The organism is Paracoccus sp. NIOT.M2S5SZ12 (genome assembly GCF_057748165.1).
The window spans coordinates 26994-48263 of sequence record NZ_JBYLFR010000003.1; the positions used below are offsets into that span (position 1 = coordinate 26994).

General features: G+C 69.1%; 26 protein-coding genes. All 26 read left to right on the forward strand.

Annotated elements, in window-relative coordinates; genetic code table 11:
- The 26 genes from fdhD (at position 1) to AC2SGK_RS03745 (ending at position 21251) form a co-directional block, all read left to right on the forward strand.
- Positions 1-828 carry a formate dehydrogenase accessory sulfurtransferase FdhD gene (gene fdhD, locus AC2SGK_RS03620; RefSeq protein ID WP_488322227.1) on the forward strand — a complete coding sequence of 276 codons (828 nt, stop codon included), beginning with the start codon at positions 1-3 and terminating at the stop codon, positions 826-828.
- Positions 818-1018, forward strand: a complete 201-nt coding sequence (locus AC2SGK_RS03625; RefSeq protein ID WP_488322228.1) for a formate dehydrogenase subunit delta — start codon at positions 818-820, stop codon at positions 1016-1018. Before fdhD ends, AC2SGK_RS03625 begins: the two co-directional genes overlap by 11 nt.
- A 69-nt stretch (positions 1019-1087) precedes the next feature.
- Positions 1088-2044: a diacylglycerol/lipid kinase family protein gene (locus AC2SGK_RS03630; RefSeq protein ID WP_488322229.1), complete on the forward strand. Its 957-nt coding sequence runs from the start codon at positions 1088-1090 to the stop codon at positions 2042-2044.
- A 4-nt stretch (positions 2045-2048) separates the two neighbouring features.
- On the forward strand, positions 2049-2840 hold the full coding sequence (locus AC2SGK_RS03635) for a metallophosphoesterase family protein (protein WP_488322230.1): 792 nt from the start codon (positions 2049-2051) through the stop codon (positions 2838-2840).
- Between the two features lie 187 nt (positions 2841-3027).
- On the forward strand, positions 3028-4707 hold the full coding sequence (gene rpsA, locus AC2SGK_RS03640) for a 30S ribosomal protein S1 (protein WP_488322231.1): 1680 nt from the start codon (positions 3028-3030) through the stop codon (positions 4705-4707).
- A 229-nt stretch (positions 4708-4936) separates the two neighbouring features.
- Positions 4937-5221 (forward strand): integration host factor subunit beta, encoded by a 285-nt coding sequence (gene ihfB, locus AC2SGK_RS03645; protein ID WP_488322232.1) that lies wholly within the window; start codon positions 4937-4939, stop codon positions 5219-5221.
- Positions 5222-5276: 55 nt separating this feature from the next.
- Positions 5277-5669: a LapA family protein gene (locus AC2SGK_RS03650; protein ID WP_488322233.1), complete on the forward strand. Its 393-nt coding sequence runs from the start codon at positions 5277-5279 to the stop codon at positions 5667-5669.
- 3 nt (positions 5670-5672) lie between these two features.
- Entirely contained in the window at positions 5673-6308 is a 636-nt protein-coding gene (locus AC2SGK_RS03655) for a phosphoribosylanthranilate isomerase (protein ID WP_488322234.1), read from the forward strand.
- 233 nt (positions 6309-6541) lie between these two features.
- A complete protein-coding gene (locus AC2SGK_RS03660) occupies positions 6542-6943 on the forward strand; it encodes a permease (protein ID WP_488322235.1) in 402 nt (133 codons plus the stop codon).
- Between the two features lie 40 nt (positions 6944-6983).
- Positions 6984-8243: a DNA-packaging protein gene (locus tag AC2SGK_RS03665; RefSeq protein ID WP_488322450.1), complete on the forward strand. Its 1260-nt coding sequence runs from the start codon at positions 6984-6986 to the stop codon at positions 8241-8243.
- A gap of 83 nt (positions 8244-8326) precedes the next feature.
- A complete protein-coding gene (locus AC2SGK_RS03670; protein WP_488322236.1) occupies positions 8327-9511 on the forward strand; it encodes a phage portal protein in 1185 nt (394 codons plus the stop codon).
- 3 nt (positions 9512-9514) lie between these two features.
- Positions 9515-9745 (forward strand): GTA head formation protein, RCAP_rcc01685 family, encoded by a 231-nt coding sequence (locus tag AC2SGK_RS03675; RefSeq protein ID WP_488322237.1) that lies wholly within the window; start codon positions 9515-9517, stop codon positions 9743-9745.
- 3 nt (positions 9746-9748) lie between these two features.
- Positions 9749-10279 (forward strand): HK97 family phage prohead protease, encoded by a 531-nt coding sequence (locus AC2SGK_RS03680; protein ID WP_488322238.1) that lies wholly within the window; start codon positions 9749-9751, stop codon positions 10277-10279.
- 104 nt (positions 10280-10383) lie between these two features.
- Positions 10384-11547, forward strand: coding sequence for a phage major capsid protein (locus AC2SGK_RS03685; protein WP_488322239.1), 1164 nt, complete (start codon positions 10384-10386; stop codon positions 11545-11547).
- A 193-nt stretch (positions 11548-11740) separates the two neighbouring features.
- Complete coding sequence (locus AC2SGK_RS03690) at positions 11741-12355, forward strand: head-tail connector protein (RefSeq protein WP_488322240.1); 615 nt, start codon at positions 11741-11743, stop codon at positions 12353-12355.
- On the forward strand, positions 12355-12693 hold the full coding sequence (locus AC2SGK_RS03695) for a head-tail adaptor protein (protein WP_488322241.1): 339 nt from the start codon (positions 12355-12357) through the stop codon (positions 12691-12693). Before AC2SGK_RS03690 ends, AC2SGK_RS03695 begins: the two co-directional genes overlap by 1 nt.
- Positions 12690-13109: a DUF3168 domain-containing protein gene (locus AC2SGK_RS03700; RefSeq protein WP_488322242.1), complete on the forward strand. Its 420-nt coding sequence runs from the start codon at positions 12690-12692 to the stop codon at positions 13107-13109. Before AC2SGK_RS03695 ends, AC2SGK_RS03700 begins: the two co-directional genes overlap by 4 nt.
- Before the next feature lie 12 nt (positions 13110-13121).
- Complete coding sequence (locus AC2SGK_RS03705) at positions 13122-13535, forward strand: phage major tail protein, TP901-1 family (RefSeq protein ID WP_488322243.1); 414 nt, start codon at positions 13122-13124, stop codon at positions 13533-13535.
- Positions 13535-13849, forward strand: a complete 315-nt coding sequence (locus tag AC2SGK_RS03710) for a gene transfer agent family protein (protein ID WP_488322244.1) — start codon at positions 13535-13537, stop codon at positions 13847-13849. The genes AC2SGK_RS03705 and AC2SGK_RS03710 overlap by 1 nt, the downstream gene beginning before the upstream one ends.
- Positions 13850-13902: 53 nt before the next feature.
- Positions 13903-14148: a phage tail assembly chaperone gene (locus AC2SGK_RS03715; RefSeq protein WP_488322451.1), complete on the forward strand. Its 246-nt coding sequence runs from the start codon at positions 13903-13905 to the stop codon at positions 14146-14148.
- Entirely contained in the window at positions 14105-14746 is a 642-nt protein-coding gene (locus tag AC2SGK_RS03720; protein ID WP_488322245.1) for a phage tail tape measure protein, read from the forward strand. Before AC2SGK_RS03715 ends, AC2SGK_RS03720 begins: the two co-directional genes overlap by 44 nt.
- A 12-nt stretch (positions 14747-14758) precedes the next feature.
- Positions 14759-15391 (forward strand): phage distal tail protein, Rcc01695 family, encoded by a 633-nt coding sequence (locus tag AC2SGK_RS03725; RefSeq protein WP_488322246.1) that lies wholly within the window; start codon positions 14759-14761, stop codon positions 15389-15391.
- A complete protein-coding gene (locus AC2SGK_RS03730) occupies positions 15388-16224 on the forward strand; it encodes a DUF2163 domain-containing protein (RefSeq protein ID WP_488322247.1) in 837 nt (278 codons plus the stop codon). Before AC2SGK_RS03725 ends, AC2SGK_RS03730 begins: the two co-directional genes overlap by 4 nt.
- Positions 16217-16645 (forward strand): C40 family peptidase, encoded by a 429-nt coding sequence (locus AC2SGK_RS03735; RefSeq protein ID WP_488322248.1) that lies wholly within the window; start codon positions 16217-16219, stop codon positions 16643-16645. The genes AC2SGK_RS03730 and AC2SGK_RS03735 overlap by 8 nt, the downstream gene beginning before the upstream one ends.
- 24 nt (positions 16646-16669) lie before the next feature.
- Positions 16670-20551 carry a baseplate multidomain protein megatron gene (locus AC2SGK_RS03740; protein WP_488322249.1) on the forward strand — a complete coding sequence of 1294 codons (3882 nt, stop codon included), beginning with the start codon at positions 16670-16672 and terminating at the stop codon, positions 20549-20551.
- On the forward strand, positions 20541-21251 hold the full coding sequence (locus AC2SGK_RS03745; protein ID WP_488322250.1) for a DUF2793 domain-containing protein: 711 nt from the start codon (positions 20541-20543) through the stop codon (positions 21249-21251). The genes AC2SGK_RS03740 and AC2SGK_RS03745 overlap by 11 nt, the downstream gene beginning before the upstream one ends.
- The last annotated feature ends 19 nt before the right edge of the window (positions 21252-21270 follow it).

The following is a 21270-nucleotide window of genomic DNA, read 5'->3' on the forward strand; positions in this document are numbered from 1 at the left end:
ATGCGCCTTCCCGACCCCGTCCGTGCCGTGCGCGCGACCCAGATGCGCGCCGACGGCACGCAGGCCCCGGTGACCCGCACGGTGCCCGAGGAGACGCCGGTGGCCATGGTCTATGGCGGCACCACGCAGGCGGTAATGATGGCGACCCCCGCCGATCTTGAGGATTTCGCGGTGGGGTTCTCGCTGACCGAGGGGATCGTGAGCGATCCGGCCCAGATCCTGCGGCTGGAGGTGCTGGCGCACCCGAAGGGGCTGGAGGCGCAGATGTGGCTGCCCGAGGACCGGGCCGAGGCGCTGGCCGCGCGGCGGCGCTTCATGGCGGGGCCGGTGGGCTGCGGCCTCTGCGGCATCGACAGCCTGGAGGAAGCCTTGCGCGACCTGCCCGACCTGACCGGGCGGGGCCCGGTGATGGGTGCGGCCCAGATCGCGGGCGCGACCGAGGCCTTGCGCGACTGGCAGCCGCTGCATGACCAGAGCCGCGCGGTCCATGCGGCGGGATTCCTGGTGCCGGGGCGGGGGATCGTTCTGGCGCGCGAGGATGTGGGGCGGCACAACGCGCTGGACAAGCTGATCGGCGCGATGGCGCGGCAGGGGGTCGATGCGGGGACGGGGGCCTTCGTGCTGACCAGCCGCGTCTCGACCGAGATGGTGCAGAAATGCGCGATCGCCGGGGGGGCGGTGATCGTGGCGGTGTCCGCCCCCACCGCCCATGCGCTGCGCCTGGCCCAAGGGGCGGGCATCACCCTGGCGGCCTTCGCCCGCGGTGCGGGGTTCGATCTGTTCACCCATCCAGACCGGCTACGCGCCGAGGTGTCCGATGTCGCCTGAGAAGATGGTCATGATGGCCAACCAGATCGCCGCCTTCTTCGACACGCAGGCGGGCGATCCCGCGCCGCGCATCGCGGCCCATCTGCGCGATTACTGGGAGCCGCGGATGCGCGGCCAGCTGGTCGATTTCGTGCGGGCGGGCGGGCAGGGGCTGACGCCTTCGGCGCTGGCGGCGGCCCGGCTGCTCTAGGATGCAACCCGTCGCGGGCGTCGGGTGTTCGGTGTGACGATGAGCACCACCTCCGGAGACAGGCCACCGATGCAGAGCGACAGCCAGGACTTCGACCTTGCGCGGGCCAAGGTCTGCGTGGTGATGAATCGTGGCTCGGGCAAGAAGAAGCATCTGGAGCTGCGCGCCCTCCTGGAGGAGCGTCTGGCCCCGGCCTGCGGGCATTACGAACTGCGCGAGAGTCGCAAGGGCAGCGACTTGCCCGCGCTGGCACGGCGCGTTGCGGGCGAGGGGTTCAATCTGGTGATCGCCGCGGGGGGGGACGGAACGCAATCGGCGGTGGCCGGGGCGCTGACCGGGTCTGAGACGGTGATGGGCGTGCTGCCCGGAGGCACGTTCAACTATTTCGCGCGCGACCTGGGTGTGGGCGAGACCGTCGAGGATGCACTGGACACGATCTTGAACGCGCGGGTCGAGACGGCGGATGTCGGCGATGTCAACGGCCTGATCTTTTTGAACAACGTCAGCCTGGGCGCCTATCCGCAGATCCTGAAGACGCGCGAGGGAATCTATCGCCGCTGGGGGCGGTCACGGATCGCGGCCTATTGGTCGGTGCTGGTCGCGCTGCGCCGTCTGCGCAGGCCGATGCAGCTGGTGGCCCGGGTGGACGGGCAGGAGAGCCGCTATACCAGCGCCTTGGTCTTTGTCGCCCGCAGCGCCTATCAGCTGGACAGCTTCGGCCTGGAGGGGGCGGAGGAGATTCGCAGGGGCGAGTTCGCCGTCCTGATCGCCAAGGCGAAGCGCCCGCTGCCGCTGATGCGCTCGGCCCTGCGCATGGCGATGGGGAAAAGCGCCAAGGACGATGATTTCGACCTGATCCTGACCGACAGCCTGACCATCGAGACGCCCAAGCCGCGTCAGCTGGTGGCGCATGACGGAGAAAAGACGACGCTGGAGAGCCCGTTCCGCTTCGAGGTGCGCCATGACGGGCTACGCGTGCTGTTGCCGCGCGACGGCACCGACAAGACCGACCGGCCCGAGGCGTGATCCCTTGGCACGTGTCCTGCACCTGACCGACCTGCATTTCGGCTTTCACCGCGAGGCCCTGATTGCCCCCCTGCTGGAGCGGATCGCCGCGCTGCGGCCCGATCTGGTGGTGGTGGGCGGCGACATCACCCATCGCGCGCTGCCGGTGCAGATGCGCAAGGCCCGCGCCTTCCTGGACCGGATCGAGGCACCGGTCATCTGCATGCCGGGCAATCACGACGTGCCGCTGTGGAACCCCCTTGCGCGGTTCTTCTGGCCCTTCGCGGGGTTCCGGCGCCATTTCGGGCCTGTCCTGACCCCCGTCGCGCGGGCCGGGGAGGTGCGGGTCATGGCGCTGAACAGCACCGACCCCTATGCGTGGCAGCGCGGCAAGATCCGCGACGGAGAGATCGGGCGGCTGATCGGGAATGTCGATCCGCTGGGGACCAACATCGTGGCGCTGCACCATCCGCTGCAGCACCTGCCGCGGGTGACGAAGGTTCCGGCGCGGCGCGCATCCGAGGCGCTGTATCGGCTGGAGGCGTCGGGGGTGCATGTGATCCTGTCCGGTCATCTGCATCGCTGGGCGGTGGACGAACTGCTGGCCACGGGGCGCCACCCGAGGCTGCTGCAGATCCAGACCGGCACCGCGCTCTGCGCCCGCGTCAGCGACATGCGCAACGAGTTCGTGGTGATCGACGTGGACGGGCCGGAGCTGTCCTTGGAGCGCCATGTCGCCCCGATGGAGGGCCGCGATTTCGACGCCCCCGAGATCGCCAGATACAGCCGCGCGTCGGGGGTCTGGCGTCGCGTTTAGGCGTTGAGTTTTGCGGCGATCGGGGCTATGGGAAGCCCAGTCAATGCGGCGACAGGGTCAGAACAGACCGCTTCTCATCGGGTCGGGCGTCATGCCGCGACCCTTTGGGGTTGCCCCAAAGGCGTCATAAAGACCGGCGGAGCCAACCGTCAGGCCGGAAAACAGACACAAAGGATACTGAACACGTATGTGCGCTAAAGCGACCATGGAGGAATTCGAGGCCCTTCTGAACGAAAGCTTCGAGATCGACACGCCGGACGAAGGTTCGGTGGTCAAGGGCCGCGTCATTGCCATCGAGGCAGGACAGGCCATCATCGACGTCGGCTACAAGATGGAAGGCCGCGTCGATCTGAAGGAATTCGCCAATCCCGGCGAGGACGCCACCATCAAGGTCGGCGACGAGGTCGAGGTCTATCTGGACCGCGTCGAGAACGCCCGTGGCGAAGCCTCGATCAGCCGTGAGAAGGCGCGCCGCGAGGAAGCCTGGGACCGTCTGGAGAAGGCCTACGAGAGCGAGGAGCGCGTCGAGGGCGCCATCTTCGGTCGCGTCAAGGGCGGCTTCACCGTCGATCTGGGCGGCGCCGTGGCCTTCCTGCCCGGTTCGCAGGTCGATGTGCGTCCCGTGCGCGATGCCGGCCCCCTGATGGGTCTGAAGCAGCCGTTCCAGATCCTGAAGATGGACCGTCGCCGCGGCAACATCGTCGTGTCGCGCCGCGCCATCCTGGAAGAGAGCCGCGCCGAACAGCGCGCCGAGGTCATCGCCAACCTGACCGAAGGCCAGTCGATCGACGGCGTGGTCAAGAACATCACCGAATACGGTGCGTTCGTTGACCTGGGCGGCGTCGACGGCCTGTTGCACGTCACCGACATGGCCTGGCGCCGCGTCAACCACCCATCCGAGATCCTGGCGATCGGCGAGACCGTCAAGGTCCAGGTCATCAAGATCAACAAGGACAGCCACCGCATCAGCCTGGGCATGAAGCAGCTGCAGGCCGATCCGTGGGATACGGTCGCCGAGAAGTTCCCGATCGGTTCGGTCCATCAGGGCCGCGTGACCAACATCACCGACTACGGCGCGTTCGTCGAGCTGGAGGCCGGTGTCGAGGGTCTGGTCCACGTTTCGGAAATGAGCTGGACCAAGAAGAACGTCCACCCGGGCAAGATCGTCTCGACCTCGCAGGAAGTCGAAGTGATGGTTCTGGAGATCGACGAGGCCAAGCGCCGCGTGTCCTTGGGCCTGAAGCAGACGCAGCGCAACCCGTGGGAAGTGTTCGCCGAGACCCATCCGACCGGCACCGTCATCGAGGGCGAGGTCAAGAACATCACCGAGTTCGGTTTGTTCGTCGGCCTGGAAGGCGACATCGACGGCATGGTCCACCTGTCGGACATCAGCTGGGACACCCGCGGCGAAGACGCGATCCAGGACTTCCGCAAGGGCGATGTGGTGAAGGCCGTCGTCCAGGACGTGGACGTCGAGAAGGAACGCATCAGCCTGTCGATCAAGTCGCTCGAGAACGAGAACATGGCGGAAGCCGTGGACGGCGTGAAGCGCGGCTCGGTCATCACCGCAGAGGTGACCGCCATCGAGGAAGGCGGGATCGAGGTCGAGTTCAACGGCGTCAAGTCGTTCATACGCCGCAGCGATCTGGCCCGCGACCGTCAGGACCAGCGTCCCGAGCGCTTCAGCGTCGGTGACAAGGTCGATGCGCGCGTGACCAATGTCGACACCAAGACCCGCCGTCTGGGCCTGTCGATCAAGGCGCGCGAGATCGCCGAGGAGAAAGAGGCCATCGACCAGTACGGCAGCTCGGATTCGGGCGCGTCGCTGGGCGACATCCTGGGTGCGGCGCTGAACCGCAACAGCTGATCGGACCTGTCCGACCGACCTTGGCCCGCCCCGGATCGTCCGGGGCTGGCTTTTTTTTGCCGGTCGCCATGGGCCTGTCCCGCTAGCCGCTTGCGCGGCGCTGCCAAAGCTGGCAACGCTGTGAAACCAATGACTTCTGTCGGGCGTTGGATCTGGCTGCACGGGACGCGTCGCGGCCCTGCAGGCGCTTCGCGACCGACAGGAGGGACCCGTCGAGAAGGGGGAAGACATGATCCGGTCGGAGTTGATCCAGAAGATCTCGGACGAAAACCCGCATCTGTTCCGTCGCGATGTCGAGCGGATCGTGAACACCATCTTCGAGGAGGTCATCGACGCCATGGCGCGCGGTGCTCGGGTCGAGTTGCGCGGCTTTGGCGCGTTCTCGGTCAAAAAGCGCGACTCGCGCACCGGCCGCAATCCGCGCACCGGCGAATCCGTCGATGTCGAGGAGAAGCATGTCCCCTTCTTCAAGACCGGCAAGCTGCTGCGCGACCGCCTGAACGGCGACGCCTGATCCACCGCCCTATCCGATCCTGCCCCGGCGCGGGGCTGCCATCCGAGGAATCCCGATGCGCTTCATCCGTCTGATTTTCGTGGCCGCGCTGGCCCTTCTGCTGGTCGCGGTCGCACTGGCCAACCGGGGCATGGTGACGTTGAACGCCTTTCCGGCCAATTTTGGCGGCTTTCTGGGCGGAACGTGGTCGGTGGAACTGCCGCTGTTCCTGGTGATCGTCGCGACCTTCGCCCTCGGGATGCTGGCCGGACTGGTTTGGGAATGGCTGCGGGAATCGCATATCCGCCGCGAGGCGCGCCGCACCCGCACCGCCGCCGCCCGGCTGGAAAGCGAGGTCGACCATCTGCGCGACCGTCACGCCGCGCCGCGCGACGAGGTTCTGGCCATTCTGGAGCAGCCGTCGCATCCGGCGGCGGCGCCCTCCACAACCCTGCCGGCGGTTCGCTGAGCCGTGGCGGAGGTCAAGATCTGTGGCCTGACCGAAGCTGCGCATGTGGTGGCGGCGGTGGATGCCGGGGCGCGGTTTCTGGGTTTCGTGTTCTTTCCGAAATCGCCGCGGGCGGTGACGCCCGAGCAGGCCGCGGCTCTGGCCGCAGAGGTGCCGGTGGGCATCGCGCGGGTGGGGCTGTTCGTCGACCCGGACGATGCGCTGCTGGACAGGGTGCTGTCGGCGGTGCCGCTGGACGTGATCCAGCTGCACGGGCATGAGACGCCGGACCGCGTGGCGGAGGTCAAGGCGCGTTTCGGATTGCCGGTGATGAAGGCCGTGGGCCTGTCGGGACCCGAGGATCTGGCGCAGCTGATCGACTATGGCGTCGTGGCGGACATGCTGCTGGTGGATGCCAAGCCGCCCAAGGGTGCGGTTCTTCCGGGGGGCAACGGCCTGGCCTTCGACTGGCGGCTGCTGTCGGGGCGTCGATGGCTGCGGCCGTGGATGCTGGCCGGTGGGCTGACGGCCGAGAATGTCGCCGAAGCGGTGCAGCTGACCGGGGCGCCGGTGGTCGATGTCAGCTCGGGGGTCGAATCCGCGCCGGGCGTCAAGGATGTTGCGCGGATCCGGGCCTTCGTTGCGGCCGCGAAGGGGTGATTCCGGGCGGTGTTGCGCGGCGTCCGCTTGGGTGTTGCGCGGTGCAAGCTACTGTTTTCATGAGATAATGATTGTTGCGGGTTCGCCTTTAGGTTTAGCCGTTGACTTTGCGAACGGCCCAAGGTAGAACACTTACATGCTGGAAGAGGTGGGCAAGCGGCCAAGGGGCAACCCTTGGGCCGCTTTTTTGCTTCTTGGCTCGTGCGGACAGGTCACGAGGCGGGGCAGATCGCATGAACGATATGGAATGGGGCGGGGTCGGGAAAACCGAAGGACCTTTCACGGCCGGCGCCTTGCCTGACAAGGCAGGGTTCCGGATGCCCGAGATCGCCGAGGGCGAGGACGAGATCGACGTCCTGCGCTGGCTGTTCTGGGACTATGTGAAGGACCTTCGGGGGCATCAGGCCGAGCTTGAGGCGCTCAAGTCGGGGGAGCTGGACCCCGCCAAGCTGAAAAAGGCCATGGAGACGGCGAAGACGGTCCGCGAGGCCGTCCAGCTGCTGATGGCGGAGAGGAGCAAGGTTGACAAACTTCGCAAGGACATCGCGGGCGGCGTCGGAGGGGGCAGCCTTGACCTCGGCGCCGCACGAGACGAGATCGGGCGCCGCCTGGCTTGCCTCCGCCGGGCCGGTTGAGGTCGAGGAGTTCCTGGGCGGGCTGTCGGAGAACGCGCTGATGAGCCTGCCTTGGCTGTTCGAGTTCTGGGCGCTGCCGCATCAGCTGCCGCCCGAGGGCGACTGGAAGTCCTGGGTCATCATGGGCGGACGCGGCGCGGGCAAGACCCGCGCCGGGTCGGAATGGGTGCGCAGCCTGGTCGAGGGGCCCACGGCCGCGGCGCCCGGGAAGTGTCATCGTGTGGCCCTGGTCGGGGAGACCTTCGACCAGGTGCGCGAGGTGATGGTGTTCGGCGAGAGCGGAATCCTGGCCTGTTCGCCTCCCGACCGGCGTCCGGTCTGGGAGGCGGGGCGCAGGCGGCTGGTCTGGGCGAACGGCGCCACGGCCACGGTCTATTCCGCGCATGAGCCGGAGGCCCTGCGCGGGCCACAGTTCGACGCGGCCTGGGTCGATGAGCTGGCCAAGTGGAAGAAGGCCGAGGATGTCTGGGACATGCTGCAGTTCGCGCTGCGGCTTGGCGAGCATCCCCAGCAGGTCGTGACCACGACGCCGCGCAATGTGGGCGTGCTGAAGCGCATCCTGGGGAACGCCAGCACGGTGGTGACCCATGCGCCGACGGATGCGAACCGCGCCTATCTGGCGGAGAGCTTCCTGGCCGAGGTCGAGAGCCGTTATGGCGGCACGCGATTGGGGCGCCAGGAGCTGGACGGCGTGCTGCTGGACGATGTCGAGGGAGCGCTTTGGACGACGGCGATGCTGGAGGAGGCGCGCGTGGCCGAGGTGCCGACCCTGGACCGCGTCGTGGTCGCGGTCGACCCGTCGGTGACGGGCGGGCGGGCCAGCGACGAATGCGGCATCGTCGTGGCGGGCGTGTCCATGCAGGGCGAGCCCAAAAATTGGCGCGCCTATGTGCTGGAGGATGCGAGCGTGCGGGGCGGGCCCACGGATTGGGCGCGCGCCGCCATCGCCGCGATGGACCGCCACGGCGCCGAGAAGCTGGTGGCCGAGGTAAACCAGGGCGGCGACCTGGTCGAGAGCGTGGTCCGCCAGATCGACCCGCTGGTGCCCTTCAAGGCGCTGCGGGCGTCGCGGGGCAAGGGGCTGCGCGCCGAACCGGTCGCGGCGCTCTACGAGCAGGGGCGCATCAAGCATCTGCGGGGCGCCCTGGGCGCGCTGGAGGATCAGATGTGCCAGATGACGGTGCGCGGCTTTGAGGGCCGCGGCAGTCCGGACCGGCTGGATGCGCTGGTCTGGGCGGTGCACGAGCTGATGATCGAGCCTGCCGCCGGGTGGCGGCGGCCGCAGATGCGGCGGCTGTAGCGGCCGCGCGGACAGATGGACCACAGGCAAGGGCCGCCCGTCACGGGGCGGCCCTTTTGCATGGCCGAGGCATGGAGGCGAACATGGCGTTTCGATTGTTTTCGCGGGAGGAGAAGTCGTCCCCCGCACCGGAGAGGAAGGCCAGCGCGACCGGCCGGGTGGTGGCCTTTGCCAGCGGCTCGGGCCGCCCGATCTGGTCGGCGCGCGATACCGGCACGCTGACGCGGGCGGGCTTCATGGGCAACCCGGTCGGTTTCCGCAGCGTGCGGCTGATCGCCGAGGCGGCGGCGGCGGTGCCGCTGGTCTGCGCGGACCGCGATCGCCGCTATGAGGTGCATCCGGTGCTGGACCTGCTGCGGCGCCCCAATCCGGGCCAGGGCCGGGCCGAGCTGTTCGAGGCCCTGTTCGGGCAGATCCTGCTGTCGGGCAACGGCTATCTGGAGGCGGTCGGTGCGGATGGCGCGGGCGTTCCGGAGGAGCTGCACGTGCTGCGGTCGGACCGCATGAGCGTGGTGCCGGGTGCCGATGGCTGGCCCGTCGCCTATGAATATGCGGTGGGCGGGCGCAAGCACCGCTTCGACATGACCGGCAGTCCCGATCCGATCTGCCACATCAAGGCCTTCCATCCGCAGGACGACCATTACGGCCTGTCGCCGATGCAGGCGGCCGCCGTCGCGCTGGACGTGCACAACAGTGCCAGCGCCTGGTCCAAGGCGCTGCTGGACAATGCGGCGCGGCCCAGTGGGGCGATCGTCTACAAGGGCATGGACGGGCAGGGGGTTCTGAGCCCCGAGCAGTATGACCGCCTGGTGGGCGAGATCGAGATGAACCACCAGGGCGCGCGCAACGCGGGTCGCCCGATGCTGCTGGAGGGGGGGCTGGACTGGCGTCCGATGGGCTTCAGCCCGTCCGACATGGAGTTTCACGAGACCAAGCTGTCGGCGGCGCGCGAGATCGCGCTGGCCTTCGGCGTGCCGCCCATGCTGCTGGGGATCCCGGGGGACGCGACCTATGCGAACTATGCCGAGGCGCATCGGGCCTTCTACCGCCTGACCGTGCTGCCGCTGGCGACGCGGGTCGCGGCGGCGGTCGCGTGGTGGCTGTCCGAGCATCAGGGCACCGAGATCGAGCTGCGCCCCGATCTGGACCAGATCCCGGCCCTGGCGGAGGAGCGCAACCAGCAATGGGCGCGCATCAGCGCCGCGGGCTTCCTGACGGATGCCGAGAAGCGCGCCCTGCTGGGCCTGCCGCCGCTGGACGGGGCGTGAGGCATGGAAGGGTCGCGTTTCGTCAAGGACGGGCTGTGGCACGACACGCGCCTCGAGGCGCAGGAGCGGATCATGGCGCTGCAGTTCGGCCAGGTCGAGAAGCGCCTCGAACGCATCGAGGCGCTGATCGAGGGGTTGGAGCGGCGGCTGTGGATGACGGTCTATGGCGTGGTCGCCGTGATCCTGACGCAGGCCGTCCAGGGAGTAATCGAATTTGCGCCGAAGGGAGTGTGATGCATGGTTCCGGGACTTGAGGTGAAGTTCACGGGCGGGCCGCCGGTCCTGTCCGAGGGGCAGGTGATCGAGGGCTATGCCAGCCTGTTCGGCCTGACCGACCAGGGCGGCGACGCGGTCCTGCCGGGCGCCTTTGCCGCATCGCTGGCGCGGATCGAGGCGCGCGGCGACAAGGTGCGCATGCTGTGGCAGCACGACCCGACCCGCCCCATCGGGGTCTGGGACGAGGTCCGCGAGGACGGCAAGGGCCTGTGGGTCAAGGGCCGTCTGCTGCCCGAGGTGGCGCAGGCCCGCGAGGCGGCCGCGCTGATCCAGTCGGGTGCGATCGACGGGCTGTCCATCGGCTATCGCACGCTGCGGGCCGAGCGCGACAAGACTGGCCGCCGCGCCCTGGCCGAGGTCGAGCTGTGGGAGGTGTCGCTGGTGACCTTTCCGATGCTGGCCGAGGCGAAGGTGGGCCGCAAGGACACGGACGCGCTGCGCGACGTCGCGGCGCTGTTCGTGCAGGCGGCCGAGGCCCTGCGGGGCGTATGAGTTTCCGGACCGGGTGCGCCCGGTCCGTCCACGGGTTCGGACCTGCCCCGAGGGGCCGTCCGACGACAGGGGCGCGGCCCCGATCACCAAACGAGGAGACGAGGATGACCGAGGTGAAGGCCGCGGGCGGGGGCGACATGCCCGCCGACCTGAAGGGGGCCATGATGGGGTTCGTCAGCGAACTCAAGGGCTTCCGTGACGACATTCAGACCAAGCTCAACGCACAGGAACAGCGCATGACCATGATCGACCGCAAGACCGCCCTGCGGGGCCGCGCCCCCCTCTCCGCCACCGCGGAGGTCGAGGTGCCCCATCAGAAGGCGTTCAACGCCTATCTGCGCAGCGGCGACGATGACGGGCTGCGCGGCCTGGCCATCGAGGAGAAGGCCCTGTCGGTGGCCAGCGACGGCGGCTTCCTGGCCGCGCCGCAGGTGGCGCAGAGCGTACAGAACACGCTGTTCTCGACCACCTCGCTGCGCCGCGTCGCCAATGTGGTGACGATCGAGGGCAGCGTCTACGAGGTGCTGGTCGAGAAGGGCGAGATGGCATCGGGCTGGGCCACGGAGGCCGCCTCGGTCGAGACGGGCAATTCGCAGCTGGACCGCATCTCGATCCCGGTCCACGAGCTGTCGGCCATGCCCAAGGCCAGCCAGCGCCTGCTGGACGACGCGGCCTTCGACGTCGAGGGCTGGCTGGCCGAACGCATCGCCGACCGCTTCTCGCGCGCCGAGGCCAATGCCTTCCTGCGCGGCGACGGCGTGGACAAGCCGCGTGGCATCCTGTCCTATCCCACCGCGGCGGATGCCACGGTGGCGGCCGGGCAGATCGGCTTCGTGACCACCGGTGCAGCGGGCAACTTTGCCGCCGCCGCGCCGATGGACTGCCTGATCGACCTGATCTATGCCCTGGGTGCCGAGTATCGCGCGAACGCGTCGTTCCTGATGAATTCCAAGACCGCCGCCCGCGTCCGCAAGATGAAGGATGCCGACGGCCGCTTCCTGTGGACCGACCCGCTGACCGCGGGGCAGGTGCCGCAGCTCTTGGGCTATCCGGTCATGATCAGCGAGGACATGCCCGACATCGCGGCCAACAGCTTCTCGATCGCGTTCGGGGATTTCCGTTCGGCCTACACGATCGTCGAGCGGCCTGACCTGCGCGTGCTGCGCGACCCGTTCAGCGCCAAGCCGCATGTTCTGTTCTATGCCACCAAGCGTGTCGGCGGCGGGGTCACCGACTTCCGCGCCGTCAAGCTGCTGCGCTTCGCCTGATCCCGGCGGGGATCGGGTGAGGGACGGGACGCGCCAGGTGCCGGGCATTCCGGTTTAGCAACTGTCCGCGCGCGCTGATGGCTGGCGCGGGGCGCGTCCCGGTTTTCCCCGGGGCCAGGATCGCAGGCGGGGCTCCGTTCGGGGGCCCCGCCCATGGTGGAACATGCGGACGGCACGACGGGAGGTTCGCAACATGATGCTGATAGAGGAAACGGCGCCCGCGGCGGAGGCGCTGCCGGTGGCCGCCCTGCGCGCGCATTTGCGTCTGGCCCAAGGTTTCGACGGCCCCGACGAGGCGGCCGAGACGGCGGCGCTGGCGGGCTTTCTGCGTGCCGCGATCGCGATGATCGAGGCGCGAACCGGCAAGGTGCTGCTGAAGCGGCGCTTCCGGATGCAGCTTGACGACTGGCGCGACAGGCTGGGACAGTCGCTGCCCCTGGCGCCGGTCCATTCGGTCGAGCGGATCGAGATCGAGGACGGGGCGGGGCTGCGCACCCAGATCCCGGCCGAGAGCTGGTGCCTGGTGCCGGATATCCAGCGGCCGGTGATCCTGCCCAAGGGGGTGGTGCTGCCGCATGTGCCGCGGCGGGGATCGGTGACGGTGACATTCACGGCGGGCTTCGGCGACAGCTGGGCGCAGGTTCCCGCGGATCTGGCGCAGGCGGTGATCCTGTTGGCGGCCCGCTACTATGACGACCGCAGCCAGGACAGGGGCGGCCATGCGCTGCCCTTCGGCGTAAACGCCCTGATCGAGAAGTGGCGCGCCGTGCGCACGCTGGCCGGGCGCGGCAATCGGGAGTGGCGGTGATGGGCGTGCCGGACATGAACACGCGCCTTGCCCTGGAGACGCCCGAACGGCAGCCGGACGGAATGGGCGGCCATCGGACAATTTGGCGCCCCCTGGGGTGGCTGTGGGCGCGGCTTGAGGCGCGATCCGGGCGCGAGCAGGGCAATGGCGTCGGCATGGTCAGCGTCGTTCAGTGGCGCGTGACGCTACGCGCGGCGCCGGTGGGCGATCCGCGCCGGCCGCGATCGGGGCAGCGCCTGCGTCACGGCACGCGGCTGTTCCTTATCGAGGCGGTGGCCGAGGCCGATGCCGGCGGCCGGTTTCTGGATTGCTTTGCCCGGGAGGAGGAGAGCGTATGAGCTATGGTGCGGGGGTCGCCTTGCAGGCGGCCGTCTATCAGCGTCTGCGGGCCGATGATGCGCTGGCGGACCTGGTCGGCGACGCCATCTTTGACGCGATGCCGGTGACGGCGCCAAGCGGCATCTATGTCTCGCTTGGCCCGGAAGAGGCGCGCGACGCCAGCGACGCCACGGCGCGCGGGTCGGTGCATGATTTCGTGATCTCGGTGATGGCGGGCAGCGACAGCGGCGCGGGCTTCGGCGCGGTCAAGGCGGCGGCGGTGGCCGTGGCCGACGCGCTGGAGGCGGGCGGGCTGTCGCTGGCGCGGGGACGGATGGCCGGAATGTGGTTCCTGCGTGCCAGTGCGCGCCGGATGAAAAGCGGTGCGGGACGTCAGGTCGACCTGACCTTTCGTGCGCGCATCGACATGAACTGAGGAGACAGGACGATGGCAGTGCAGAACGGGCGTGATCTTCTGATCAAGATGGACATGACGGGGGACGGCTCTTTCGTCACGGTGGCGGGCCTGCGCGCGACGCGCCTGTCCTTTAACGCCGAGAGCGTCGACGTGACCAGCATGGACAGCCCCGGCGGCTGGCGCGAGTTGCTGGGCGGTGCGGGCGTGCGCAGCGCGCAGGTCGCGGGGTCGGGCGTCTTTCGCGACGAGGCGACGGACGGTCGCGCGCGCCAGGCCTTCTTCGACGGCGAGACGCCGACGGTTCAGGTGATCATCCCCGATTTCGGCCGGATCGAGGGTCGTTTCCAGATCACCGGGCTGGAGTACTCGGGCAACCATGACGGCGAGGCGACCTATGAGATCGCGCTGGCCTCGGCCGGGGTGCTGAGCTTCGAGGCGCTGTGATGGCCAATCCGTTCCGCGGAGAGGTCGCGCTGATGCTGGACGGGCGCGAGCATGTCGCGCGTCTGACCCTAGGCGCGCTGGCCGAGCTGGAGGCCGAGCTGGGGGCGGACGGGCTGACCGGCCTGATGGAGCGGATGGACACCGGCCGCATCGCCAGCCGCGAGATCATGGCAGTGTTGGTCGCGGGGCTTCGGGGCGGGGGATGGTCGGGGCGTGCCGCCGATCTGGTCGCAGTCGAGATCGGCGGCGGCCCCCTGGAGGCCGCGCGCTTGGCCGCGCGGCTTCTGGCGCTAGCCTTTCGCGCGCCCGAATGATCGGCGGGCCGGGAGGGCCGCGCGGCCGGAGCGGTTTGGACTGGGCGGGGCTGATGCGGGCGGGAATTCAGGATCTTCGCCTGCATCCCGATCAGTTCTGGGCGCTGACCCCGGCGGAGCTGGCGCTGATGCTGGGCGTGGGTCCGGCGCCCGTGCGCATGACGCGGGACCGACTGGCCGACCTGGCGTTCCGATATCCTGACACGCCCGGTCCGCCGGACGCGTCCGTCGCTGAACCTGCGGGGGAGAAGACCGATGACGACACGAGACAGGGCCGAACTGCTGGAGCAGATGGATGACGATCTGGGCCGCAATGCCCGCATGGCAGGCGAGTTCCAAGCCGAGCTGGCCCGACTGCGCCAGTCGATGATGTTCACCACGCGCGAGGTCGGCACGCTGTCCTCGGGGCTGGAACGCGGGCTGGGCCGCGCCATGGACGGGCTGCTGCTGGATGGCGGCAAGCTGTCGGATGCGCTGAAATCCATCGGCCGGTCGCTGGCCGACACGGTCTATGGCATCGCCATGAAGCCGGTCGAGAGCGCCCTGGCGGGCACGATCGCCAGCGGGCTGGGCGGGCTGATGGGCGGGGTGATGCCCTTTGCCAAGGGCGGTGCCTTCTCCAGCGGGCGCGCGGTCACCGGGGGCGTGGTGGGCGGCCCGACCGCCTTTCCGATGCGCGGTGGCCAGGGCCTGATGGGCGAGGCGGGGCCTGAGGCCATCATGCCGCTGCGGCGCGGACCCGACGGCAAACTGGGTGTCGCGGCGGCCGGCGGTGGCGGTTCGGTTTCGGTGACCTTCAACATCCAGACCCCGGATGTGGCGGGATTCCAGCGCAGCCAGTCGCAGATCGCCGCCCAGATGTCGCGCGTTCTGGCGCGTGGCGAACGAAACAGCTGAGAGGAGACGGGCATGGCCTTTCACGAGGTGAGATTTCCGACGAACCTGTCCTTCGGCGCCATCGGCGGGCCCGAGCGGCGGACCGAGATCGTGACCATGGCCAGCGGCTATGAGGAGCGCAACACTCCTTGGGCGCATTCGCTGCGCCGGTTCGATGCGGGAATGGGCCTGCGGTCGCTGGACGATCTGTCGGCCGTCATCGCGTTCTTCGAGGCGCGGGCCGGGCAGCTGCACGGGTTCCGCTGGAAGGACTGGTCGGACCACAAGAGCTGCCTGCCCTCGGCGGCGCCGACCTTCGAGGATCAGGTGATCGCCGTCGGAGACGGTCAGACCCGCAGCTTTGCCCTGACCAAGGCCTATCGGTCGGGTGCGGTCCGCTATCAGCGGCCCATCACCAAGCCGGTGCGGAACAGCGTGCGCGCCGGCATCGGCGGTAACGAGGTCTTTCCCGAGATCAACTTCACGGTGGATCACCAGGCGGGGCGCATCATCTTCAACGAGGCGCCCGATGTCGGCGCCGACATCACCGCAGGGTTCGAGTTCGACGTGCCGGTCCGCTTCGACACCGACCGAATCGCGGTGTCGGTGGCGTCGTTCCAGGCCGGGCAGGTTCCGGACATTCCGGTGGTCGAGGTGCGGATATGACGACGACGACCTTGGCCCGTGCCTGGTCCGTGCGGCGCGCGGACGGGATGACCCTGGGCTTTACCGACCACGACAGGACGCTGACCTTCGGCGGTGTCGTCTTTCGTCCCGATCGGGGCCTTACGGCGCGGGCCGTCGTTCAGGCGACCGGCCTGTCGGTGGACAACACGGAGGCTGTGGGCGCGCTGAACGACGACGCCATCACCGAGCGCGACCTGATGGCGGGCCGGTGGGACAAGGCCGAACTGCGCCTGTGGGAGGTCGACTGGACCGATGTGAGCCTGCGTCGGCTGGTGTTCCGGGGGGCCTTGGGGGACGTGTCGCGCGGCAACGGTCAGTTCCGCGCGGAGTTGCGAGGGCTGTCCGATGCGCTGAATGCGCCGCAGGGACGGGTCTATCACCCGCGCTGCCACGCGCGTCTTGGCGACGGGTCCTGCCGTGTCGATCTGTCCCGCGAGACCGTGTCGGTGGAGCGGGTGCTGCAGGATGTGGCGGAGGGACGCATCTTCACCTTCGCGGCGTTCCCCGCCTATGACGCGGCTTGGTTCGAGCATGGTCGCGTCGAGGTTCTGTCCGGTGTCGCCGAGGGGCTGCACGGCATCATCAAGAACGATCGCGTCCATCCCGATGGGCGCCGGGTGTTCGAGCTGTGGTCGGCCCTGGGCATCGCACCGCAGCGTGGCGACCGCGTCCGGTTCACCGCAGGCTGCGACAAGGCCGGCGCGACCTGTCGGCTGAAGTTCGGCAATTTCATGAACTTCCGCGGTTTTCCTCACCTGCCGTCGGAGGATTGGCTGATGGCGCCCCAGGCTGCCGGAGGTCGTCGTGACTGACCCCGTCGTTGCGGCGGCCCGGCGCTGGCTGGGCACGCCCTATGTCCATCAGGCGTCGGTGGCGGGCAGCGGCAGCGACTGCCTGGGCCTGATCCGCGGTGTCTGGCGCGAACTTCATGGCGATGAACCCGAGGCGCCGCCGGCCTACACCGCCGATTGGGCGGAATGCGGCAGTGCGGAGGTGCTGCTGGCTGCGGCGACGCGGCACCTGCTGCCCGTCGACCCTGCGACCGCCCTGCATCCGGGACAGGTGCTCTTGTTCCGGATGCGGCAAGGGGCCATCGCCAAGCATCTGGGCATCCTGTCGGAGGCCGGCGATGCCGCGCGGTTCATCCATGCCTATACCTGTCACGGTGTCATCGAGAGCCCGCTGACCCCGCCCTGGCGGTCGCGGATCGTCGCGCGGTTCCGCTTTCCCTGACCCATTCGAACGAAGGAGGCCCTCATGGCCACGATTGTCCTGTCTGCCGTCGGCGCATCGCTTGGGGCGGGCTTGGGGGGGGCCGTGCTTGGCCTGTCGGGCGCGGTTCTGGGACGTGCGGCCGGCGCGGTGCTGGGCCGGGTCATCGACCAGCGCCTGCTGGGCGGCGGTGCGAAGGCGGTCGAGACGGGGCGCATCGACCGCCTGCGCATCCAGACCGCGGGCGAGGGCATGGCCATTCCGCGCATCTGGGGACAGATGCGCGTGCCCGGTCACGTGATCTGGGCGTCCCCCCTGGAGGAGATCACCCGGACCGAGGATGCAGGCGGCGGCAAGGGTGCGCCGCGCGCCCAGGTCACGCAGGTCAGCTATCGGCTGTTGGTCGCTTTGGCCCTGGCCGAGGGGCCGATCCTGTCGGTCGGCCGGGTCTGGGCAGACGGTGAGGAGATCGCCCAATCCGATCTGAACATGCGCGTCTATCCCGGCAGCGAGACGCAGATGCCCGATCCGGCGATCGCGGCGATCGAGGGCGACATGGCCCCGGCCTATCGGGGGACGGCCTATGTCGTTCTGGAGAACCTGAGCCTGGAGCGGTGGGGCAACCGCATGCCGCAGCTGAGCTTCGAGGTCACCTGCCCGGCGCGCGACGGCAGCGGTCTGGTGCGCGACGTGTGCGCCGTGGCGCTGATCCCCGGGACCGGCGAATACAGCCTGGCCACGACCGCGGTGACCGAGGGCGGTGATCTGGGCGAAAGCCGCAGCTTCAACACCAACACGCCGATGGGCGGCACGGATTTCAGCGCATCTCTGGATATCCTAGGTCGCGAGCTGCCGAATGTCGGATCGGTCTCGCTGATCGTCTCTTGGTTTGGCAGCGATCTGCGCATCAATCGCTGCACGGTGAGGCCGAAGGTCGAGTTCAAGGAGGTCGACGGCGCCGAGATGCCGTGGCGGGCCGGTGGCATCGACCGTGCCGGTGCCATGGAGGTGTCGCGCAAGCACGGGCGGCCGATCTATGGCGGCACTCCGTCGGATGCATCGGTCATCGAGGGGCTGCGCGCCCTGACGGCATCGGGCCGCAAGGCGATCTTCTATCCGTTCATCCTGATGGAGCAGCTGGGCGGAAACGGTCTGTCCGACCCGTATGGTGCGGGCGAGCAGCCGGTCATGCCGTGGCGCGGGCGCATCACGACCAGCATCGCCCCCGGCCGTGCGGGGTCGCCCGACGGCACGGCGGCGGCGGCGGCCGAGGTCGCGGCGTTCTTCGGCACGGTGCAGCCTGGCCATTTCACCCGCGACGGCACGACGATCCGCTATGCGGGTCCAGATGAATGGTCCTATCGCCGGTTCATCCTGCACTATGCCCATGTATGCGCGGCGGCTGGAGGGATCGACGCATTCCTGATCGGGTCCGAGATGGTCGCGATGACGCAGATACGGGCGGCTGGCAACAGCTATCCCGCCGTCGCGGCCCTCCGTCAGCTGGCGGCCGATGTCCGATCGATCCTAGGACCAGCGGTCAAGATCGGTTATGCCAGCGACTGGTCCGAATATTTCGGGCACCATCCCGGCGACGGGTCGCTGTTTTTCCATCTGGACGCGCTGTGGTCAGACCCGAACATCGATTTCATCGGCATCGACAACTACATGCCGCTGTCGGACTGGCGCGATGGCGATGATCATCTGGACGCCCATTGGGGTCGGATCGACAATATCGACTATCTGCGAGCGAACGTGGCGGGGGGCGAGGGCTATGACTGGTACTATGCCAGCCAAGCCGATCGCGATGCGCAGCGGCGCACGCCGATCACCGATGGCGGCTATGATGAGGCTTGGGTCTGGCGCTACAAGGATCTCAAGAGCTGGTGGCAGAACCTGCATTATGACCGGCCGGGCGGGGTCCGCAAGGTCGAGGCGACGGGCTGGGTTCCCGGATCGAAGCCGATCTGGTTCACCGAGTTCGGCTGCGCGGCATTGGACAAGGCCACGAACCAGCCCAACAAGTTCCTGGACGCGATGTCGTCCGAGAGCATGCTGCCGCATTACTCGAACGGCACCCGCGACGATGCGATCCAAGCGGCCTATGTCGAGGCGACGATGGCACATTGGCGCGACCCGCAGAACAACCCGGTGAATGCGGATGGCATGCGGATGCTGGACCTGGACCGGGCCCATGTGTGGTGCTGGGACGCGCGACCCTATCCGGCCTTTCCGGGCCGTCAGGACCTGTGGTCGGATGGCCCCGCGTGGGAGCGCGGCCACTGGCTGAACGGTCGCGCGGGTGCGGTCACACTGCGTGCCGTGGTCCGTGACCTGTGCCGCGCGGCGGGGGTCGAGGCGGTCGACGTGTCGAACATCTCCGGCATCGTGCGGGGCTATGCGCTACAATCGTCGGAATCCGCGCGGGCGGCGCTGCAGCCGCTGATGCTGACCCACGGTTTCGACGCAATTGAGCGCGACGGCCTGCTGCGCTTCGTCGCGCGGAACGGCCTGGCCCGGGCGGCCATCGGGCCGGAGGATCTGGCCGTGACGGGCGAGGTCACCGGCTTCGAGACCGTCCGCCAGACCGAGGCGAGCAACGTGGGCATGCTGCGCCTGAGCCATGTCGCGGCAGGCGGCGACTATGCGGTCGCGACGGCCGAGGCGAGCCTTGCCGACATCGACCGGCGTGCGGTGTCCGAAAGCGAGTTCGCCATGGTGCTGACCCGGCCCGAAGGGCGGGCCGTGGCCGACCGCTGGATTGCGGAGGCGGAGGTCGCCCGCGATACCGCACGGTTCGCCCTGGCGCCGTCGCGGGCGGATCTTGGGCCGGGCGACGTGATCACCACCCGAATGCCCGGACAGGAGACGCTGCGCTGGCGGATCGACCGTGTCGAACGGGCGGGCGCCATCACGGTGGATGCGGTCCGCGTGGACCCGGGGCTCTATACGCCGCGGCTGAACCATGAGGATCAGGGCGGCATCGGCGTCTACCGTCCGCCGATGCCGGTCTTTCCGGTCTTCATGGACCTGCCGCTGCTGCGCGGGGACGAGGTGCCGCATGCGCCGTGGCTGGCGGTTGCGGCGCATCCCTGGCCGGGCGCCGTCGCGGCCTATGGATCGGCGGAGGCGGAGGGCGGCTTTGCGCTGAACCTGACGCTGCAGCGCCGCGCGCTGATCGGTCGGACGCTGACGCCGCTGGCGAAGGCGCGACCCGGCGTGATCGACCGCGGCGCGCCGCTGCGGCTGCGCCTGGTGACCGATCCGCTGCGGTCGGTCACCGAACGGGCGCTGCTGTCCGGCGCGAACGCCCTGGCGATCGGCGACGGCACCATCGACCGGTGGGAGGTGCTTCAGTTCGCGCGGGCCGAATTGGTCGCCCCGAACGTGTGGGAGATCAGCCAGCGTCTGCGCGGGCAGGCGGGGACGGATGCGCTGATGCCGCAGGTCTGGCCGGTGGGCAGCCTTGTCGTGCTGCTGGATGGCGGTCCGCGGCAGCTGGACCTGCCGCCCTCGGCACGCGGGGCGGAGCGGTTCTGGCGCGTGGGCCCGGCGCTGCGGTCGCCCGACGATCCCAGCTATCGCAGCCGCACCACCGTCGCGCCCGGGGTTGGCCTGCGCCCCTATGCGCCCTGCCATCTGCGGATGGAGGGGCGGACCGTCACCTGGGTCCGGCGCAGCCGGATCGAGGGGGACGGATGGGACGGGGCCGAGATCCCGCTCGGCGAGGAGACCGAGCGCTATCTGCTGCGCCTCGTCCAGAACGGCGGCGTCGTGACCGAGGTCCAGACCGACAGTCCGGTCTGGACCATGCCGGATGCCGTCCGGTCCCAGCTGCGTGCGGGCGTCGTAACTGTCGAGCTGGCCCAACTGTCGCGCACCTTCGGGCGCGGCCCCTTTGCAAGGAGAGACTTCGATGTCCAGTGAAACGACCCGCCTGAAGATGGCGCTTCTGCAGCCGGCGCAGGCGCAGAAGCACGTCACCGTCAACGAGGCCCTGATGCGTCTGGACGGCATGGTCAACCTGGTCCTGCAGAGCGTCTCGGTCACGACGCCGCCGGGTGCGGTTCTGGACGGTCAGTGCTGGGGCGTGCCGGTGGGCGCGCAGGCCGCATGGGCCGGGCAAGGGGGCAAGGTCGCGGTGGGCGCCAATGGCGGCTGGATCTTCCTGCCGCCCCAAGGCGGCATGCGCGCCTTCGTCGCGGATCGCGGTGTCGAGGCGATCCATGACGGCACCGGCTGGTCCGTGGGTGCGATGAGCCTGGGCAGCGGTGGATCGGGGCTGAGCGTCGGCATGGCCCAGGGCGAGGTCGTGCTGACCAGCGGGGGCACCGCCACGACCCCCGTCTTCATCCCGTCGGGCGCGATGGTCATCGGGGCTGTGGCGCGGGTGACGACCGCGATCACCGGGACCGCGACCGGGTGGCGCCTTGGCACGACCGGTGCGCTGAACCGGTTCGGTCAGGGACTGAGCAAGCAGCAGGGATCGTGGGCGCGCGGGATGCTGGGCGCTCCGATGACATACTACGCGGCCGAGCCGCTGATCGTGACGGCGGAGGGCGGGACGTTCACCGCGGGACGCATCGCGCTGGCGGTCCATTGGCTGGAACTGCGTCTGCCCTCCTGACGTGCTTTGGCCCGCCCAT

Coding starts and splice junctions, on each gene's coding strand:
- AC2SGK_RS03630 (WP_488322229.1), top strand. CDS start 1,088: ATGCAGAGCGACAGCCAGGACTTCGACCTTGCGCGGGCCAAGGTCTGC.
- AC2SGK_RS03660 (WP_488322235.1), top strand. CDS start 6,542: ATGAACGATATGGAATGGGGCGGGGTCGGGAAAACCGAAGGACCTTTC.
- AC2SGK_RS03685 (WP_488322239.1), top strand. CDS start 10,384: ATGACCGAGGTGAAGGCCGCGGGCGGGGGCGACATGCCCGCCGACCTG.
- AC2SGK_RS03665 (WP_488322450.1), top strand. CDS start 6,984: ATGAGCCTGCCTTGGCTGTTCGAGTTCTGGGCGCTGCCGCATCAGCTG.
- AC2SGK_RS03710 (WP_488322244.1), top strand. CDS start 13,535: ATGGCCAATCCGTTCCGCGGAGAGGTCGCGCTGATGCTGGACGGGCGC.
- AC2SGK_RS03675 (WP_488322237.1), top strand. CDS start 9,515: ATGGAAGGGTCGCGTTTCGTCAAGGACGGGCTGTGGCACGACACGCGC.
- AC2SGK_RS03720 (WP_488322245.1), top strand. CDS start 14,105: ATGACGACACGAGACAGGGCCGAACTGCTGGAGCAGATGGATGACGAT.
- AC2SGK_RS03740 (WP_488322249.1), top strand. CDS start 16,670: ATGGCCACGATTGTCCTGTCTGCCGTCGGCGCATCGCTTGGGGCGGGC.
- AC2SGK_RS03670 (WP_488322236.1), top strand. CDS start 8,327: ATGGCGTTTCGATTGTTTTCGCGGGAGGAGAAGTCGTCCCCCGCACCG.
- AC2SGK_RS03690 (WP_488322240.1), top strand. CDS start 11,741: ATGATGCTGATAGAGGAAACGGCGCCCGCGGCGGAGGCGCTGCCGGTG.
- rpsA (WP_488322231.1), top strand. CDS start 3,028: ATGTGCGCTAAAGCGACCATGGAGGAATTCGAGGCCCTTCTGAACGAA.
- AC2SGK_RS03695 (WP_488322241.1), top strand. CDS start 12,355: ATGGGCGTGCCGGACATGAACACGCGCCTTGCCCTGGAGACGCCCGAA.
- AC2SGK_RS03680 (WP_488322238.1), top strand. CDS start 9,749: ATGGTTCCGGGACTTGAGGTGAAGTTCACGGGCGGGCCGCCGGTCCTG.
- AC2SGK_RS03700 (WP_488322242.1), top strand. CDS start 12,690: ATGAGCTATGGTGCGGGGGTCGCCTTGCAGGCGGCCGTCTATCAGCGT.
- AC2SGK_RS03725 (WP_488322246.1), top strand. CDS start 14,759: ATGGCCTTTCACGAGGTGAGATTTCCGACGAACCTGTCCTTCGGCGCC.
- AC2SGK_RS03625 (WP_488322228.1), top strand. CDS start 818: ATGTCGCCTGAGAAGATGGTCATGATGGCCAACCAGATCGCCGCCTTC.
- AC2SGK_RS03715 (WP_488322451.1), top strand. CDS start 13,903: ATGCGGGCGGGAATTCAGGATCTTCGCCTGCATCCCGATCAGTTCTGG.
- ihfB (WP_488322232.1), top strand. CDS start 4,937: ATGATCCGGTCGGAGTTGATCCAGAAGATCTCGGACGAAAACCCGCAT.
- AC2SGK_RS03650 (WP_488322233.1), top strand. CDS start 5,277: ATGCGCTTCATCCGTCTGATTTTCGTGGCCGCGCTGGCCCTTCTGCTG.
- fdhD (WP_488322227.1), top strand. CDS start 1: ATGCGCCTTCCCGACCCCGTCCGTGCCGTGCGCGCGACCCAGATGCGC.
- AC2SGK_RS03745 (WP_488322250.1), top strand. CDS start 20,541: ATGTCCAGTGAAACGACCCGCCTGAAGATGGCGCTTCTGCAGCCGGCG.
- AC2SGK_RS03705 (WP_488322243.1), top strand. CDS start 13,122: ATGGCAGTGCAGAACGGGCGTGATCTTCTGATCAAGATGGACATGACG.
- AC2SGK_RS03730 (WP_488322247.1), top strand. CDS start 15,388: ATGACGACGACGACCTTGGCCCGTGCCTGGTCCGTGCGGCGCGCGGAC.